Origin of the sequence: Halomonas colorata, from assembly GCF_014897985.1 — a bacterium.
Classification (GTDB): Bacteria; Pseudomonadota; Gammaproteobacteria; order Pseudomonadales; family Halomonadaceae; genus Vreelandella; species Vreelandella colorata.
The window spans coordinates 1-16,443 of record NZ_JABUZA010000018.1 but is presented as its reverse complement, the minus strand read 5'-3'; the positions used below and the strand labels follow the sequence as shown (position 1 = coordinate 16,443).

The 16,443-nt window shown below is 56.6% G+C and carries 17 protein-coding genes and 2 riboswitches; of the genes, 13 read left to right on the top strand and 4 right to left on the bottom strand.

Translation table 11 applies throughout. The annotated features are described in order from the left end of the window. Window positions 1–18 precede the first annotated feature (18 nt). The 4 genes from INT33_RS10710 to INT33_RS10695 all read left to right on the top strand — a co-directional run bounded on the left by INT33_RS10710 (window position 19) and on the right by INT33_RS10695 (window position 3,181). Window positions 19–528 (top strand): porin family protein, encoded by a 510-nt coding sequence (locus INT33_RS10710; RefSeq protein ID WP_018919026.1) that lies wholly within the window; start codon window positions 19–21, stop codon window positions 526–528. Between the two features lie 218 nt (window positions 529–746). Continuing rightward, complete coding sequence (locus INT33_RS10705) at window positions 747–1,808, top strand: HlyD family secretion protein (protein ID WP_193091863.1); 1,062 nt, start codon at window positions 747–749, stop codon at window positions 1,806–1,808. Continuing rightward, window positions 1,798–2,889 carry a DUF2955 domain-containing protein gene (locus tag INT33_RS10700; RefSeq protein WP_192538042.1) on the top strand — a complete coding sequence of 364 codons (1,092 nt, stop codon included), beginning with the start codon at window positions 1,798–1,800 and terminating at the stop codon, window positions 2,887–2,889. Before INT33_RS10705 ends, INT33_RS10700 begins: the two co-directional genes overlap by 11 nt. 112 nt (window positions 2,890–3,001) lie before the next feature. Then, a complete protein-coding gene (locus INT33_RS10695; protein WP_192538043.1) occupies window positions 3,002–3,181 on the top strand; it encodes a CsbD family protein in 180 nt (59 codons plus the stop codon). Window positions 3,182–3,262: 81 nt separating this feature from the next. Here the strand turns inward: INT33_RS10695 and INT33_RS10690 are convergent, their stop codons facing one another. After that, entirely contained in the window at window positions 3,263–4,981 is a 1,719-nt protein-coding gene (locus INT33_RS10690) for a hypothetical protein (protein ID WP_192538044.1), read from the bottom strand. Between the two features lie 314 nt (window positions 4,982–5,295). Continuing rightward, window positions 5,296–7,206: a phosphomethylpyrimidine synthase ThiC gene (gene thiC / locus INT33_RS10685; RefSeq protein ID WP_192538045.1), complete on the bottom strand. Its 1,911-nt coding sequence runs from the start codon at window positions 7,204–7,206 to the stop codon at window positions 5,296–5,298. Between the two features lie 74 nt (window positions 7,207–7,280). Then, window positions 7,281–7,394, bottom strand: a riboswitch (TPP riboswitch). 151 nt (window positions 7,395–7,545) lie between these two features. Between thiC and INT33_RS10680 the strand changes: the two genes are divergently transcribed. Genes INT33_RS10680 through INT33_RS10655 form a run of 6 tightly spaced genes read left to right on the top strand, consistent with a single transcriptional unit; the run spans window position 7,546 to window position 13,778 of the window. Continuing rightward, window positions 7,546–8,541 (top strand): 3-oxoacyl-[acyl-carrier-protein] synthase III C-terminal domain-containing protein, encoded by a 996-nt coding sequence (locus INT33_RS10680; RefSeq protein WP_192538046.1) that lies wholly within the window; start codon window positions 7,546–7,548, stop codon window positions 8,539–8,541. Further along, entirely contained in the window at window positions 8,538–9,542 is a 1,005-nt protein-coding gene (locus INT33_RS10675) for an NAD-dependent epimerase/dehydratase family protein (protein ID WP_192538047.1), read from the top strand. The genes INT33_RS10680 and INT33_RS10675 overlap by 4 nt, the downstream gene beginning before the upstream one ends. Continuing rightward, window positions 9,539–10,387, top strand: coding sequence for an MBL fold metallo-hydrolase (locus INT33_RS10670; RefSeq protein WP_192538048.1), 849 nt, complete (start codon window positions 9,539–9,541; stop codon window positions 10,385–10,387). Before INT33_RS10675 ends, INT33_RS10670 begins: the two co-directional genes overlap by 4 nt. Beyond that, window positions 10,377–11,612, top strand: coding sequence for a cell division protein FtsA (locus INT33_RS10665; protein ID WP_192538049.1), 1,236 nt, complete (start codon window positions 10,377–10,379; stop codon window positions 11,610–11,612). The genes INT33_RS10670 and INT33_RS10665 overlap by 11 nt, the downstream gene beginning before the upstream one ends. Then, window positions 11,605–12,765, top strand: coding sequence for an ATP-grasp domain-containing protein (locus tag INT33_RS10660; protein WP_192538050.1), 1,161 nt, complete (start codon window positions 11,605–11,607; stop codon window positions 12,763–12,765). The genes INT33_RS10665 and INT33_RS10660 overlap by 8 nt, the downstream gene beginning before the upstream one ends. Further along, window positions 12,765–13,778: an aromatic ring-hydroxylating oxygenase subunit alpha gene (locus INT33_RS10655; RefSeq protein WP_192538051.1), complete on the top strand. Its 1,014-nt coding sequence runs from the start codon at window positions 12,765–12,767 to the stop codon at window positions 13,776–13,778. Before INT33_RS10660 ends, INT33_RS10655 begins: the two co-directional genes overlap by 1 nt. Before the next feature lie 18 nt (window positions 13,779–13,796). Here the strand turns inward: INT33_RS10655 and tenA are convergent, their stop codons facing one another. Next, window positions 13,797–14,465, bottom strand: coding sequence for a thiaminase II (gene tenA, locus INT33_RS10650; protein ID WP_193091862.1), 669 nt, complete (start codon window positions 14,463–14,465; stop codon window positions 13,797–13,799). 86 nt (window positions 14,466–14,551) lie between these two features. Continuing rightward, a riboswitch (TPP riboswitch) is annotated at window positions 14,552–14,713 on the bottom strand. Window positions 14,714–14,842: 129 nt separating this feature from the next. On the opposite strand from tenA, the gene INT33_RS21170 reads away from it, so the two are divergent. Continuing rightward, window positions 14,843–15,178, top strand: a complete 336-nt coding sequence (locus INT33_RS21170) for a methyltransferase domain-containing protein (protein WP_225736143.1) — start codon at window positions 14,843–14,845, stop codon at window positions 15,176–15,178. A gap of 64 nt (window positions 15,179–15,242) precedes the next feature. After that, a complete protein-coding gene (locus INT33_RS21165) occupies window positions 15,243–15,386 on the top strand; it encodes a hypothetical protein (protein ID WP_225736144.1) in 144 nt (47 codons plus the stop codon). Window positions 15,387–15,447: 61 nt separating this feature from the next. Here the strand turns inward: INT33_RS21165 and INT33_RS10640 are convergent, their stop codons facing one another. After that, window positions 15,448–15,588 carry a phage integrase N-terminal SAM-like domain-containing protein gene (locus INT33_RS10640; protein ID WP_225736148.1) on the bottom strand — a complete coding sequence of 47 codons (141 nt, stop codon included), beginning with the start codon at window positions 15,586–15,588 and terminating at the stop codon, window positions 15,448–15,450. Between the two features lie 250 nt (window positions 15,589–15,838). Here INT33_RS10640 and INT33_RS10635 point away from each other — a divergent pair, with 250 nt between their 5' ends. After that, on the top strand, window positions 15,839–16,117 hold the full coding sequence (locus INT33_RS10635; RefSeq protein ID WP_192538053.1) for a hypothetical protein: 279 nt from the start codon (window positions 15,839–15,841) through the stop codon (window positions 16,115–16,117). The last annotated feature ends 326 nt before the right edge of the window (window positions 16,118–16,443 follow it).

Here is a 16,443-nt window from a genome sequence, read left to right as displayed (position 1 = left end):
AACTGAGGTTCAATGACTATGAAGATGACCGTATTATCACTCACCTCTGCAGCACTCCTGGTTGGCACGAGTGCATTCGCGGCATCGGCACAGGCACAGCAAGCGTTTGGTTACCCGGAAGGTTATATTGGCGGCGACGCCATGGCTTGGAGTCTGGATCCTGACCGCGGCTCCTCGCGCGATAGCGTAGGTCTACGCTTACGCGGTGGCGCTCAGTTTAACGATTATTTTGCTCTTGAAGGTCACTTGGGTACGGGCGGCTCCGATGGCGGCGCCGAACTCGATTACCTGGTAGGTGCCTACGCAAAAGGTATCGCCCCTATTGCGCCCACCGCACGTCTGTATGGCTTGGTAGGTATGACCGAGGTGGATTTTAACCTCGATCGTGAAAGCGGCTTCTCTTATGGTGCGGGCGGCGAGATTGATGTAGCCAATAACTTATCGATCAACGCTGATTACATGCGCTATCTGGATAAGTCCAACTACGATTTTGATGCTGCCAGCATTGGTTTACGCTACCGGTTCTAATAGCGCTTAACAGCGTTAATGTACTCAAGCCCCAAGGCCATTTGGTCTTGGGGCTTTTTATATCTGTAGCGTTAAGCGGCTAGCCTCTTAACAGGAAGATAGTCGCTTTATTGTTAGCTTGCTAATTGTTTGTTAGACTAAGGTATTCAACGATACCTGCGCGAGTAGACGCGCAAGCGGCCTGTCAACGGCGGCGAGAAATAGCGAGTTAATACCCCATGTCCCCTGATCAACGCTTTGCCCTCTGGGTAAAAGTGGCGCTGGCTGCTTTTGCCCTTTTATTCGCCTACTTTCTGGTGGCCGACAGCTTTATGCCCATGACACCTGAAGCGCGGGTCATGCGCCCGGTCACGCGCATTGCCCCGGAGCTTAGCGCGCCGGTCAGTGAAGTAGTGGTTCGCGATCATCAACAGGTCGCCAAGGGCGATGTGCTGTTTCGCCTCAACCCCGAACCCTTTGAGATCGCGTTAGAGCAGGCAAGGCTTGAGCGAGAGCAGGCCCAGCGCGAAAACACTCAGCTTGAAGCGGAACTTGCCGCCGCACGCGCCATGTTAGCGTCTGCCCAGGCAACCGCTGAAGAGCGTGCAGGTGAGCGCCGCCGTGGGGAAGCGCTGATCGGGCGGCAGAGTATTTCTCGGCAGCAGTACGATCAGCAGATAGCCGCCGAACATACCGCCCAGGCGGAAGTGGCATCCGCGCAGGCCAAAATCGAAAGCCTGGAAGTCCAGCTGGGCGAAGAGGGCGACACCAACCTGCGGCTGCGCCAGGCGGATATCGCGCTGGACAGAGCCCAGCTTGACGTTGCCCGCACCGAGGTACGCGCGGTAGAGACAGGCCAGGTTACCAATCTGCAGCTACGTGCGGGTGACTACGTGCAGGCGGGCCAGCCGGTCATTGCCCTGGTCAGCCAGCGTGTGGATATCATCGCCGACTTCCGCGAGAAGAGCCTGCGCCATGTGCAGCCTGGCGACGAGGCTGCCGTAGTGTTTGACGCCTGGCCTGGGCATATCTTTGAAGGCCGGGTAAGCGCCTTTGATGCTGGGGTACGCGAAGGCCAACTGGCCGCCGACGGGCAGCTGGCGGATATTCCGACGTCTGATCGCTGGGTGCGCGACGCTCAGCGCCTGCGTGTTCATATTGCCCTGAACGAGCCGTTATTGGCGCCGCCCCCCAGCGGTGCACGCGCCACAGTTCAACTGCTGCCCGGCGAGCATCTGTTGGCCCACCCGTTTGCCTGGCTACAGACGCATCTGATCAGCTGGCTACACTATGTCTATTAAGACGCGGTTTGCTAAGATCAGATTTACTAAAACCAAGCCTGCGCCGAAGGCTCACGCTCATCCTGGGCTAAACGAAAACGGCCTGCGCCAATGCCTGCGCGTAGCGGGCGGCGGCGCGCTAGGTTTCGTCGTAAGCCAGGTCATGGGCTGGAACTATGGGGTCTTCTTTACCGTATTTCCGATGTTTCTACTGGGCATGGTGCCCATTCTGAACGCCAGCATCATTCGCCAGTTTCTGGCCAACGTCTCGCTTAATGCGTTGGAAGTCAGCGTAGTGATGGGCCTGCTCAAGCACATGCCGGTGGTCATGACACTGGTAGTGCTGTGCATGTTCCTGTTTCGCTTCAACCTGATGGCCAAGGGTCCGCTGTTTTTGTTTGGCGCCAACGGCGTGCTTACCCTGAGTATCCTGCTGCATTTCGCAAGCTACCCAAGCGTCGATTTAAGCGATCTGCTTGCCTCCAACGTTGTGGCAAGCGTACTGGCCGTGTTCATCGCCATGCTGATGCATACACTGTTTCCCGACGTGGAACCCCGCGAGCCGCCGCCAAGGGCCAGCAAGCCCCAGGCGCAGATACGCCACGAGACGCTGATCGGCGGGATTACCGCCACGCTCTCGTTCATCGTGTTTCAGGTGTTTGACCTGCAAGGATCACTTTCGGCACAGATGGCGACCATTCTAGTGCTGTTTGCCATGGGCTATGCGGGGGCCCGGGTATCTGCGCGCAAGCGTGCCATCGGTACGTTGCTGGGCTGTAATCTGGCGCTGGTCATGCAGCTTTTACTGTATACCCAGAGCAATCACTTCCTGCTGGCTATCCTGCTTTACTGGCTGGGGCTCTTGCTGTTCGGCCGCGAGCATATCAAGGAAGGCGGCGGCTCGGGCATCGGGTTTGGCGGGCTTACTACGCTTGGCATTTTGTTTGGGCAGTCGCTCGGGCCTAACCAGGACCTGGTATATAGCGCGCTATACCGCTTTTCTTCGATGAGCGTGGCGCTGGTGGCAACGCTTTTGGTTATGGCATGTTTACATGCTTTGCTTAATAGCTGGGCACCCACAAAAATATCTATAACAAATTGAGGCAACTTTTTTTAAAAAGACTACTCTGATAATGCAACTGCGATGTTAAAGACAAATGAATGTCTCCTCGCACGCAGCGTATTTCCCTACTAACGGATTAGAGGTTTATGTCATGAGTGGAAAAGACGATAAAGCAAAAGGCGCAGCTAACAAGGCCGCTGGTAAAGTTAAAGAAGCCGCTGGTAAAGTGACCGGCAGCGAAAAAACCGAGGCCAAGGGCAAAACGCAGCAGGCTAAAGGCGAAGCTCAAAAAGGTAAAGGTGAGGTTAAGGAGAACCTCAAGAAAAAGTAATTTTACCGTGTTAGCATAATACGTCGACAACAGGGGCCATTGGCCCCTGTTTGTTTTTTGAACTATCTACGCGTTTAAGCTTTACGGAGAAACGAGTTCTACAGAGAAGCTCATTTCAACGCCCGCATCACCCACTTCCATCCAGTACTCCATATTCTCGAAAGTATTGCCATACTGCCTAAACAGCTCGATATCAGACTGTGATACTTCCGGTGATGGCGACTTTTCCATTATATCGGCCAGTGAACGGTAAAACTCACCCGTCAGATACCCATAGGCCAATAAGTCACGTTCGGAAACAGGAGCATCAAGCCCTTCCTGGAGAAGCGCTTGGTCGCTGATACCAGCACCCAGTACGATGGCGGTATCAGACATAGCGGCATAAATCGCCGGTGCTTCTGGCGGCAACATCATGCTTTCTATTTTCTGGGGTTCTCCGCCAGGTGCTAGCTCAAGAGCCTGTAGTTCTGGCATGAAGGTACTGATGGTGGATAACAAACCCATCGGATTTTGAGAAGCAAGAGTCAGCATGCCGGCAATGACAGGCTCGCCATTCACCATTTTTAGATTATCAAGACGCGCATGGAAACCCGAAAGCGACGGACCAATCATCATGGTAATTGGGTTGTTGATCGCCATGCTGATATCTCTCCAGGAGTTGTTCAAGTCCTGTAGCTCATCACAGCTGAAGGGGGTTTCACGCAATTCCCGTGCATATTTTTGGATGGTCTCGATAAGCACAGGAAGGTCCAAATTCAACCCAAAGTTGGCCATGCCTGCAGAACTGCCAAGCCCCGGCACCTGGGTGGTCAGGCCACGCAGGTCGCTGACAATTCCCTCATCGGTTCTCAGGATGAAATTCGTCTCCACGCGATCAGTATTATACTCGCTTATGCCCATTGCTAACCCAGGGAAACGGCCGGTGAGACGGTCAATATCGGCTTGGCAGCCAGACAGATTCAGCGGCTCTTCATCAACCGCTTCCATCAGCGCCAGCGTACCAGGATGTGTAGGTGTGCTCAGTTCATCCAGCAGGCGTGAAGAGGAGAGTAGTCCAGCACCGTAAGGTGTGAAATCATAGCGCTGTTCCAGCTCTGCCAATGCGTTGGTATCGTCAATATTGCTGTCAGGTAGTGTTTTTCCGAGCACTTGGTCTAGTAGCTCATCACTGGCATTTTCCGGTACTACCGATACGATCAGCTGCTGGTCCTTAATGACCAGAATTATCTTGAGTTGGCCTTCAGGCGTCAGAACCCAGTATTCGGTATCATTGGTAGTTGCCTTGCTCAGGGTAATATCGGCTTTCGTCAGGACGCGCTGCAGCGTGGTGCGGAAAGCTCCTTCATCCTGCAGCTCCATGCGCAAGACAGGCAAGATGCCCAACCCATAAAGCGCAGCCTGGGGACTCATTTTCATGCCGAGCGCATGGACATCTTCAATTGACTCTACACCGATCAGCTCTTCACCCAAGGCGATGGCTAGCGTCATGAATGTATATAGAACGTCATCGTCTTGAACATGAGGCAATGCAGCGCGCATTTCATCAAGGTCAGACTCAAAGGAAGTCATGGGCTGAGTGCTCTGATAGATAGCAAAGGCTTCCTGTTCCGATAGCGTTTCACGCGATGCCATGAAGTAGGGCGAATCAGCCGGAATATATTTCAGCATGGGAGCCGCATTGTTTTTCGGTGCTTCCTGATGTGAATCTGTAGCTGCTGGCTCGTTATCATCGCTGCAGCCGCTGATCAGGCCTGCACTGATCAAAGCAAGAGTAATCGCTATCGAAAGTTTGGTCTTCATCTGAAATCCGTCTTGTGTATGACAGGTTTTAATTTTAGGTTCGCCATTACGAACAGAACCCATGAAAATGAGAACCATACACGAGTGTTACTAAATTATCTTTAGGTTGAGTGTGTAAAAATATTTCTTAGCCGTAATTTTAATACTTACTTAACTAATTCATTAACCGCTGACTCAGATCATGTTGGTCGGCGTTAAGAATTAAAAAGCGTGCCGTTATTACGCTTGTTATAAGTAAACATAAAAATGGCCCTTGAGATTTTTGAATCCCAAGAGCCATATTCAAACGCTATGATGCCAATAACACCGCTATCTTATACTTCCTGGTACAGCTTGCTGCCTTCCTGGCGAAACTTCTCCGCCTGTTCCTCCATGCCGCGCTTAACTGACTCCGCGTCGCTTGCGCTGTCCGGCGTGCGGTCGCGGTAGGTATCACGGACTTCCTGGCTAATTTTCATCGAGCAGAACTTGGGCCCGCACATGGAGCAGAAGTGCGCGACCTTCGCCGAATCCTTGGGCAGGGTTTCATCGTGAAATTCACGCGCGGTGTCCGGGTCCAGCCCCAGGTTGAACTGATCTTCCCAGCGAAACTCAAAGCGCGCCTTGGAGAGCGCGTTATCGCGCCGCTGGGACGCCGGGTGGCCCTTGGCCAAGTCCGCCGCGTGGGCGGCAATCTTGTAGGTGATAATGCCGGTTTTTACATCATCCTTGTTGGGTAGGCCGAGGTGCTCTTTTGGGGTGACGTAGCAGAGCATTGCGCAGCCAAACCAGCCGATCATCGCAGCCCCAATGCCCGAGGTAATATGGTCGTAGCCCGGTGCGATATCAGTGACCAGCGGCCCAAGCGTGTAGAAGGGTGCTTCATCGCAGTACTCAAGCTGCTTATCCATGTTCTCTTTTACCAAGTGCATGGGCACATGGCCAGGGCCTTCAATCATTACCTGCACATCGTGCTTCCAGGCAATATGGGTCAGCTCGCCCAAGGTTTTCAGCTCTGCCATTTGCGCTTCGTCGTTGGCATCGGCAATCGAGCCGGGGCGCAGGCCGTCACCCAGTGAGAACGCCACATCGTACTGCTTGCAGATCTCGCAGATCTCCTCGAAGTGGGTGTAAAGAAAGCTCTCTTGATGGTGGAACAAGCACCACTTGGCCATAATCGAGCCGCCTCGGCTGACAATACCGGTTACCCGGTTAGCGGTCAGCGGCACATAGCGCAATAACACGCCCGCATGAATGGTGAAGTAATCCACGCCTTGTTCAGCCTGCTCGATCAGCGTATCGCGAAACACCTCCCAGGTCAGGTTCTCAGCCACGCCGTTAACCTTCTCCAGCGCCTGATAGATCGGCACCGTACCAATCGGCACCGGCGAATTGCGAATAATCCACTCGCGGGTTTCGTGAATGTTTTGTCCGGTGGAGAGATCCATGATGGTATCTGCGCCCCAACGGATGCCCCAGGTCATCTTGTCGACTTCCTCTTCAATCGACGAGGTGACCGCCGAGTTGCCCAGGTTACCGTTGATCTTGACCAGGAAGTTACGCCCAATAATCATCGGCTCACTTTCCGGATGGTTGATGTTGTTGGGGATAATCGCCCGGCCGCGAGCGACTTCATCGCGCACAAACTCTGGCGTAATCTCCTCCGGAATACTGGCGCCGAAGCTCTGGCCGCGATGCTGGTGGCCCAAGATTCGCTCCACCTCGGCATCGCCCAGCGCTTGGCGGCGCTGGTTCTCGCGCAGGGCGATAAATTCCATTTCCGGGGTGACGATGCCCTGGCGGGCGTAGTGCAACTGGGTGACATTCCCAGGCCGCCCGTCCTTTGTAGAGAGTGCCCGGCGCGGCGTGCGTTTTAAATCGAAGCGCAGTTGGGCAAGGGTCGGGTCGTTGGCGCGGCGCTTGCCGTACTCCGATGACAGCCCCTCCAGAAATTCGGTATCCCCGCGTTCCTCAATCCACGCCCGGCGAAGTTCTGGCAGGCCCTGGCGCAGGTCGATCTGTGCTGCGGGGTCGGTGTAGGGGCCGGAAGTGTCATACACCAGCAGCGGCGGGTTTTCCTCATCAATGCCGGTGGTCTTGGTGGGCGATAACGTGATTTCACGAAACGGCACGCGGATATCCGGGCGTGAGCCTTCAAGATACATCTTGCGCGAGCCGGGCAGCGGAGTAATAGCCGCAGCATCTACCTCGGCGGTTTCGGCAAGAAAGTGAGTCGTTTTAGCCATGAGTGTTCTCCCTATAGAGCGAGTAGGGAGGACAAGCGGGGAGAGACAGGGGCAGAACGATATTTGCCTGTAATATCTGCATGTCGCTTGATCCCTACGCTGGTCCTAACCAGATCAGGTTCAACGGGATCAGTGCTATTGAATCGGCACCATCTCAGCCGGCGTTACCGGCACCCCGTCAAGCGTTACGCACAGCCACAGGCTGCGCTAAAAGCAGTTTGGTTCAGCACTGAGATGGAATCAAGTCATTTAGTGCGGGCTAATTTTATGAGTAGCTTTGTCGCTTTTAGACGAAAGTACGGTTTAAAGTAGGTCAGCGAACTGAGTAGACGGAAACCGATGACTAGCGATTTTGCCATTGTGGGATGGGGTAGTTACCGACCCAAATATCAACTTACCTCCCTTACCCTTGATCATGAGCAGGGCTTTGCTCCCGGCTGGACCGAGCGCCAGTTTGGCATTGCTGTTCGCCACGTCGCTGGCAGTGATGAAACTACCTCTATGATGGCAGCCAGCGCAGCCCGAGAGGCACTGGCTAAGGCAGGGTGGGGTGAAAAGCTGCCTGATGTGATCATCGGCGGGTGTGGTGTGATGGAGCAGCCCATTCCCTCTACGGCCGCTCTGGTGCAGTATCATCTTGGTCTTGGGTACTCTGGCGTACCCAGTTTCGATGTCAATCAGACCTGCCTCTCCTTTATAGCCGCGCTGGACGTGGCTGCTATGGGCATTGCCTGTGGGCGCTGGAAGCGGATACTCCTGTTCGCCAGCGATATCGCCTCGGCGGGGTTAAACCCCAATGATCCCAAAACGCGCGCTATTTTTGGCGATGGCGCAGCGGCGTTGGCGATCGAAGCAAGCGACGATCAGCAGCAGGGGCTATATGGAAGTGCATCGGTCACCTATGGGGCACACCATGGCCTTGCCCAGCTACGCGCGGGCGGCACCAGGCTGCGCATCGAAGAGGGCTTCGAGGCGTTGAAGGAAGGTGCTTACTTCAAAATGGATGCCTTCGGAATTTTCAAGGCATCTGCCAAGACGCTACCTGGCGTCATCGATAAAGCCCTGGCGCAGGCTAATATCACCCGCGACGAGCTGAGCTGTGTGGTCTGCCATCAAGCTAGCGCGCCGGGCGTCGAGCATGTGCGGCGGCTATTTGCACCGCGCAGTGAGCGTGTGATCAATATCTTTGCCACCACCGGCAACCAGATTGCTGCCTCTATTCCCACTGTGCTTGCGCATGCGCTGACCACTGGTGCGGTCAAGCGGGGTGATTATCTTTTACTGCTGGGCACGGCGGCAGGCATAAGCGCCAGCGCTATGGTGCTGCGCGTATGAGTCGGCGTCTCTTGATCACTGGAGCCACTGGTGGGCTTGGCATGGCATTGGCCCGTGAGGCGCTATTGCGCGGGCACGAAGTTCGCGCAACCGGGCGCTCACACGCCGCAGGCGAGGTATTGACGGCACTTGGGGCTGAGTTTATCGCGGCGGATTTGACACACCCGCAAACCGATCTGGCGCAGTTTGTGGCAGGCATGGATAGCATCGTTCATGCCGCTGCCTTGTCAGCCAGCTGGGGGCCGAAAAAAGCCTTTGAGCGCCACAACGTGACAATGACCGAACAGTTACTCAACGCTGCGGCGCAGAGCGGCGCGTTACGCTTTGTGCTGGTCTCTTCGCCGTCGATTTTTGCCGCCTACCGCGACCGCCTTCTGATTGACGAGCAGAGCCAGCCCGCGAAGCCGCCACTCAATCACTACGCGCGCACCAAACTTGCCGCCGAACGGCTCGTTCTGGCGCCGCGGCGCGACGCTCTGCATTGTTGTGCCATTCGCCCCCGCGCGTTGGTCGGCCCAGGGGATCGCGTGATTCTCCCCAAACTTGCCGAACTGGCCGGGCGCTCGCGAGTGCCGCTACCCAGAGGAGGGCGAGCGCTGATCGAGCTGACCGACCTGCGCGATGCGGCATGGGCAATTTGTGAAGCCGAAGCCCGCACGCCACAACTTGCCGGGCAGGCGATCAATATTTCCGGTGGCCAGCCCGTTACGGTGCATGACGTGGCTTATCGGCTGGCCAGGGCACTGGGCAAATCCCCACGGTTCATTTCATTACCGGTAGGGCTAGCCCGTACGATGGCCGTGCTTCAGGAGCAGTGGGGAATGCTGACCCGCGCCGAACACGAACCGATGTTGACTCGCTACAAGTTGGCCACCCTTGCCTATTCGCAAACCTTTGACCTGGCGCCCGCCCGACACCTGTTGGGCTATCAGCCACGCTTTGATGCCATGGCCACATTGCTGGCGCAAGCGCAGCAGCTAGCTTTGCAGGAGGCTTCATGATTCGCGTTGGTTTTCGGTGGCTGGCGCGTGGCCTTTGCCGCCACCCCGAAGCCGCAACGCTCTCCGGCGGGCGTTTCAACCCGGTGGATTTTCCCGCGCTAGTAGGCGTGATTGAACATCCCACCCGCGGGTTGTTGCTGTTCGATACCGGCTACGACCCTGCATTTCTGGAGGCGACGACCCCTTTCCCGGAACGCTTCTACCGCTGGGCGACGCCAGTTGAGGTGGGCGCGGAACACGCCTGGCATACCTGGCTTGCCGCCCATGGCATCAACGATAGCGATATTACTGCGACCATTATTTCGCACTTTCACGGCGACCACGTTGCCGGCATGCGCCACTTGGCCGAGCGGCCCATCTACTGCGCCCGCGCTGGATTGACCGAGCTGCGCGCGCCCGGGCGTTTCAAACGGGTGCGTCAGGGGTTGCTTCCCGCGCTGGTGCCTCAGGCCGCTGATGCCAACGCCCGTTTTTTTGAAGAAGCCCCCGCGGTCACGCTGCCCAGTGGCTTTGCACCCTTCAGTGAGGGGCGCGATATTCTTGGCGATGGAAGCCTGTTGGCCGTCGAGCTGCCTGGGCACTGTGTGGGGCATTGGGGGCTGGCGCTGCGCACCACGCAGGATCAGCTCATACTGCTAGCCGCCGATGCCGTGTGGCTCGGCAAGTCGATTCATGAGCGCCGCCCGCCGCCACGGCTGACCACCGCGCTGTTGGGGAACACTCGCTGCTATCGGGCTACCCTTGCCAAGCTATGCGCTGCCGCCGAGCACAACACTGAACTTACCATTCTGCCCTCGCATTGTGCCGAGAGTGCGCAACGCTTTCGAGAGTCCCATGCGCGTTGACCAACTGGCTGCCGCCTGGATGCGCACCCGCCGGGCACTGCGTTTTTCGTCTAGCCAGCTGGAGGCGCGGCGTGCTCGCCAATGGAGGCAACTACAGCCGGTGCTGGCGCGCACTCCTGCGCTGGCGGCGGTTGCCTGGGGGCCGTGGGAAGCGGTCCCGATTACCGAAATAGCCGCTCTGCGCGCTGACTACGGCGCCTGGAACAGTCTTGGCCTGAGCACGAAAACGCTGCATGCCATGGCGGATGCCGCCGAGCAGGGCCTGGCAACGGGGTCGCTTTCAGCCGGCTGGTCGACCGGTAGCAGCGGTGCTGCCCGCGGGCTCTTTTTGGCCACTTCCAAAGAGCGTGCCGACTATTTGGGCCAGAGCCTGGCGCGGCTGCTGCCCGCTCGCGCGCTGCTGGCCCGCCAGCGGTTGGCCCTGCATCTGCGCGCCAGCAACGCTCTCTACAGTGATGTTCAGCGCAAGCGCTTCGTCTTTGGTCATTTCCCATTGAACGACTCAAACGAGCAGACGCGCAGCGCGCTGGAGGCGTTTGCACCCACGATTTTGATTGCGCCGCCTCATCGCCTGGCCGCACTGGCAGAGGCGGGCATGAACCTGCCGACATTGCGCCATCTGTTTGTGGGCAGCGAGCCAATGGGAGAGGCCGAACGCGACGCCATCACCACGCGGCTGGGGTGTGCATCGCGATCGATCTATCAAGCCACCGAAGGTTTTTTGGGTGCCGAGTGTGCCCATGGTCATCTGCATCTCAATGATCATTCGCTGATCATCGAGCTTGAACCGGTGCCCGGCACGCCGGGCTATCGGCCGATCATTACCGATCTGCGCCGGGTCAGTCAGCCCATTGTGCGTGTACGCGGCGATGACTATATAGAGCTTGGCGCCTCCTCCTGCCCCTGCGGATTTGCCGGACGCATCATTTACCCGCCCCAAGGGCGAGTGAGCGACGTATGGCGCTTCGCCCAATGCACCGTAACGCCGCCTCAGGTAGTCGCCGCAATGGAGAGTGCACTGGGTGGTGATGCACTCTGGCAGGCGGAGGCCCGGTTTGAGCGCGTGGTGTTGCATCTCTCGCCCCACTGCCTGGCCCGCGACGCCGAGCGTGCCAGCGCCACGCTTATCAGTAAGTGCCAATTGCCGGTGCCGGTTGAAGTGGTGCGTGACCTGACGGGCTGGCAAGGCCCCAAACGTCGCCGCGTAGTCAGCCATCATGGCTAGGCAGGTGTTGATTACCGGCGCGCGCTCGGTGGCGGCGCTTGAGCTTGCTCGTGATTTTTCCGCTGCTGGCTGGGAGGTGCACCTGGCGGACAGCGCCGCCGCGCGAATGGCACGCTGTTCGACGCTGCCCGTCCGGCTACATCGTCATCCCGCGCCTCGGCAGCAGGGCGGTGCGTTTCGTCAGTGGGTGAGGGCGCTGGTCGAGGAGTACCGTATTGAGCTGGTGATACCCACTTGCGAAGAGGTGTTCCATTTAGCGGCGCCCAGTTTGCATGACTGGCTGGGCGACCGACTAATGGCGCCTTCGCTCGAGACATTACGCACGCTTCACGACAAGCTCTGCTTCGCACGCCACTGCCAGCAAGCGGGGTTGCCGGTACCCGAAAGCCAGCCCATAGAGAGCGCCGACCAGCTCGCGACGTATCGCACGACCTGCCACGAATGGGTGTTTAAACCACGCTTTAGCCGCTTTGGTGATCGAGCGTTGATTGCCCCGAAGGCGGCTCGCTTTGCCCAGTTGTGCCTGGACCCCGCACAGCCTTGGATGGCTCAGGCGTATATCCATGGCGAAGAGGCCTGCTTTTACGCCGTTGCCCATCATGGCCAACTCACAGCGTTCAGTGCTTACTGCTCGCGCTGGCGAATGGCGGGCGGCGCCAGCTATGCGTTTGAGCCGCTAGACGCATCGCGCCATGCCAAGCTTCACACGCTGGCCATCCAGTTGGCGGCCAGCGCCAGGCTGCACGGTCAGTTCGCCTGCGATGCCATCTTTGATGTCAACGAGAGGCCCTTTCTACTTGAATGCAACCCGCGGGCAACCAGCGGTGTACACCTGCTTGGCGGCGCAGGGCACCTTGCCCGGGCGATGGGCGATGGTATACCGGCCCCCGATACGCCGCCCACCATACGCTACCTGGGCCCGGCCATGTGGCTGTTGGGCTTGCCTACGGCGCTCCGCCATGCCCGTTTGGCCCGTTGGTGGCGCTGCCTGCGGGCAGGCCGGGATGCGGTCTCTTCCCCAGGTGACCGCTGGGTACTGGTCGGTGCCCTGGCCGACGCGGCAGGCTTCGCGCTTAACGGCCTTCTTCACCAACACTCTACCAACGCCGCCACCACTCATGATCTGGAATGGAACGGCGAGGAGCTGCCCTGATGAGCTTTCCCCAAGCGGTGCTGGATGCGTGGCATCTGGTAGCCTTGTCTCGTGATATGCCGCGCGGAAAAGCGCGCAAGGTAATGTGCTGCGATACGCCCATCGCTCTTTTTCGGACTGACGAGGGCGTTGGGGCGTTAGTGGACCGCTGCCCTCATCGCAACTACCCGCTATCCGAAGGGCGTGTGATGAATGGCACACTGGAATGCCCTTACCACGGCTGGCGTTTTGCTCGCGATGGACGTTGCGCCGAGGTGCCGGGATGTCAGGTCGAAACCGCCTGCGATGCGCGCCTGGCGGCAACGCCATTGCGGGTACTGGAGCGTCATGGAGGGATTTTTGTCGCGCTCTCGGATGCCGCGCCCGCTGAACCAGCATTCCCACCGGATCTAGGCAATCCGGCGCTGGATCACTTCTGGTGGCAGCAGGGCACTTGGCGGGGGCGCGCCTTCGATGCCATCGAAAACGTGATGGACCCCTTCCATACCAATCACCTGCATCACGGCTTTATCCGTCGCCGTGATAAGCGTTTGCCCGTGGAACTCATTGTTACCAGCCATGGCAACGGAATAGATATGAAAATTGAGCAGACCCAGCCTGATACGGGCCTGATGTCACGGTTTCTCGAGCGCGACCGCTCGCACAGCGTCTCGCGCTACTACCCGCCCACCACGGTGCAGGCGCGCTGGGAAGGTGATACGCAACTGACGCTCTGCGTCACGGCGATTTTTACGCCGGCAACCAAGGACACCTTTACGCCCTTTGCCTGTTTTTCAACGCCTAACGGAATGGCGCCTGGCTGGCTCAAACAGGCTGCCATTCGTCTGTTTCTGGCCCCAGTCGTTGCCCAGGACCGCAAAGCCCTGGAACGTCAGCACGAGGTGATGAGTCACTTTGGTCAGCCAAAATTCATCTCAGGCCCAGGCGATATCCTGAAAACTCGCTTGCACCACCTCTGGATGGGCGAGACGCTGCCCAAAGGGGAAGACCCGGCCGTGAAGGTAATGCTTTAAAGAGGGCACGCGTTGCGACTATTCGGCCAGCGTCAGCCCCATTTGCCAGAAGTCGATTTCCAGACGGGTTGCATCGCGGAAAATTTTGCTGAGCTCATTAAAGCGAGCAGGGGTGACGTCGGCCAAGCGTGCGTCCAGCCATTCAAGCTCGGCGCGCATTGCGTCTTGAAACTCCTCGCCTTCGTACATGGCAATCCAGGCGTCATACGCGTTATCCCCACCGCGCACCGTAGTGCCCTGGGCGTTGAGCCAGTTGGCAATTTCACCGTAACCCACCAGGCAAGGCGCAAGCGCCACGTGTAGGTCGAGCAGATCACCACGATTGCCGGTATCCAGCACGTAGCGGGTATAGGCCAGGGTCGCCCGCGCTTCGGGCAGCTCGGCAAGCTCCTCTTCCGAAATACCCCATTCGCGGCAAAAGCCGATATGCAGCCCAAGCTCCACATCCACGATGGCTTTCATACCTTCATGAGCCTGGCGCAAGTCGGCAAGGGTGGGGCTTTTATAAGCGGCCAAGGCATAGGCACGGGCGAAATGAATCAAAAACAGGTAATCCTGCTTCAGGTAGTGGCGAAATGACGCTTCAGGCAGCGTAGCGTTGCCAAGCTTTTGCACGAAGTCGTGCTCGATATAAGCGCGCCAGTCGTCCTGGCAAGCGGTGGTGAGATCGGTAAAGCAGTAACCCATACATCCTCCAGAGTAGTGATCCGAAGGGCAGGCGAAAAGATCGAGGAAATGGCGCGGAGGGTGGCTTGCGATCATGAGAGAGCTAGCCGGCGCCATCGCTTGATCCCTACGCCGGTACCCGCGCTGCAAACTTATGTAAGCAACAGCGCATTAGCCGGATCAGGTTCAGCGGGACCAGCGCTTGGCGCTCTAAAAGAGCATGCCCTACGCCATCTCAGCCGGATTCACCGGCACCCCGTCAAGCAGTATCCAGCGCAGTGTAGGAGGCGAGTGGGGGAGATGCAAGAGAGCGGAGGAGGGTGCTACGTGTTAATTTGAATTGATTATGTCTATCAACACTCATCATTAAAGCATAATGCAATCAGGAAGTACCGCCATTGACTACTGATAACAAGACGGGTTGGGAAGCCTTCTATTGCGCCAATCAGATGCGAGCCACCTCGCCGCTATTACGACGCGCTTTGGGGGAGGAATGCTTACCCAAAGGCAACGGCCATGCTATCGATTTAGGCTGCGGAGGCGGCATCGAAACCGCGCTACTGCTGAAGTCGGGTTGGAAGGTGTTGGCTATCGACAAAGAGCCCAACGCCATTGCGCGAGTTGAAACACTGAAAGCTGAATTACCCAGCCCTGATCCATGCGGGGCTAAGCCTACCGTTCTGCGAGCCTACGCATTTTCCCGCGTTATGGAACATGATCCTTTCAGCGCTTGAGCCGGGAGGCTTATTTATCGGGCACCTCTTCGGTAACCGGCACGAGTGGGCCAAGCATTCAACAATGAGCTTTCATTCGACACAAGAAGTAGAAGCCCTTTGCAACGGTTTGGAGGTCGAGCTTTTTCGCGAAAGCGAAGGTGAGGGCGGGCTGGTAACGCACCACTGGCATCGGTTTGATCTGATTTTGCGAAAGCCAATGGTTTAATTGAATCGCCTTATTGAATGTGGGGGTTGCCACGTGCCTTAATTGCTTAATATCCCAAGCATTACCTCACTTCAGCGCCCGTCATCGCGGCATGGAGCCCTATTCCCTGAAAGCGAATGAAGAAGCGAATCCAATAGCAATATGTCTTCTCAGTACGAAGGCTATAGCGTTTTACCCGCAAGGTTGCCTGAACCCTATCCATTGGCTTCATGGGGTATCCCTTTGTATTAATCTTTATATGTGTTTATGCACAGTATTATTGAGAATGACAAATCGTGCCAGCATGCGAATTTTGGATAGGAAGCCAAAATTTACTTTGCTAGCAATAGAATCAATGAGGTAGATTTGATCAGAGCGGCTAGATAACCTCAATGAACGCGCTGACGCGTTCATTGAGGTTATGCCGCTGGCTATATAATCACTGTTAGGCGCTAATCAAAAAAGGAGTTTCTATGTATTTTGACTATCTCGAAGAGCGAGAAAAGAATGGATCTTTCTATATCGTCGCCGTTGATACACAAAGCAAAAAAGCATACATAATCAATAACACCGCAATCATCCAAACCACCGAGAGTAGCGATGGTTTCAAGCTAGCAATATCTGTTAATCCTGACAGGTATGTATATAGAGAAAAGCTCCAATCAAAAAAAGAAATGGAAGATCGGACAAATGAAATGAGCAAGCTAATAATGAGCGCAGACTTTAAAACAAATAGCATTCACCGCGCCTAACAAATGGTTCAAATCGCCCGTTTCCCTCACTGGGACGGACTAAAGCCAGCCCCTTAATCAAACGTTAGAGCTTTTTATGATTATTGAGCTAAATTTAAACACTGAAAATCAGAATCATCAGGGTTTACTTTCTTCGTTGGTCGAAAACTCTGAGGAATCAGTCCTCTGCTCTGGCTGGTTGAAGATTGAGGGTGTGAGGCGTCTGGAGCCTTCTATCCGGAAGGCCGTCAGCAAAAAGTTTTCAGTATCTGAATCGCCCCGGATATTCTAGACACCCGTTAGGCTCTTAAAGTAACGCCTTTCATACTCAACCGGTGACAAGTTAT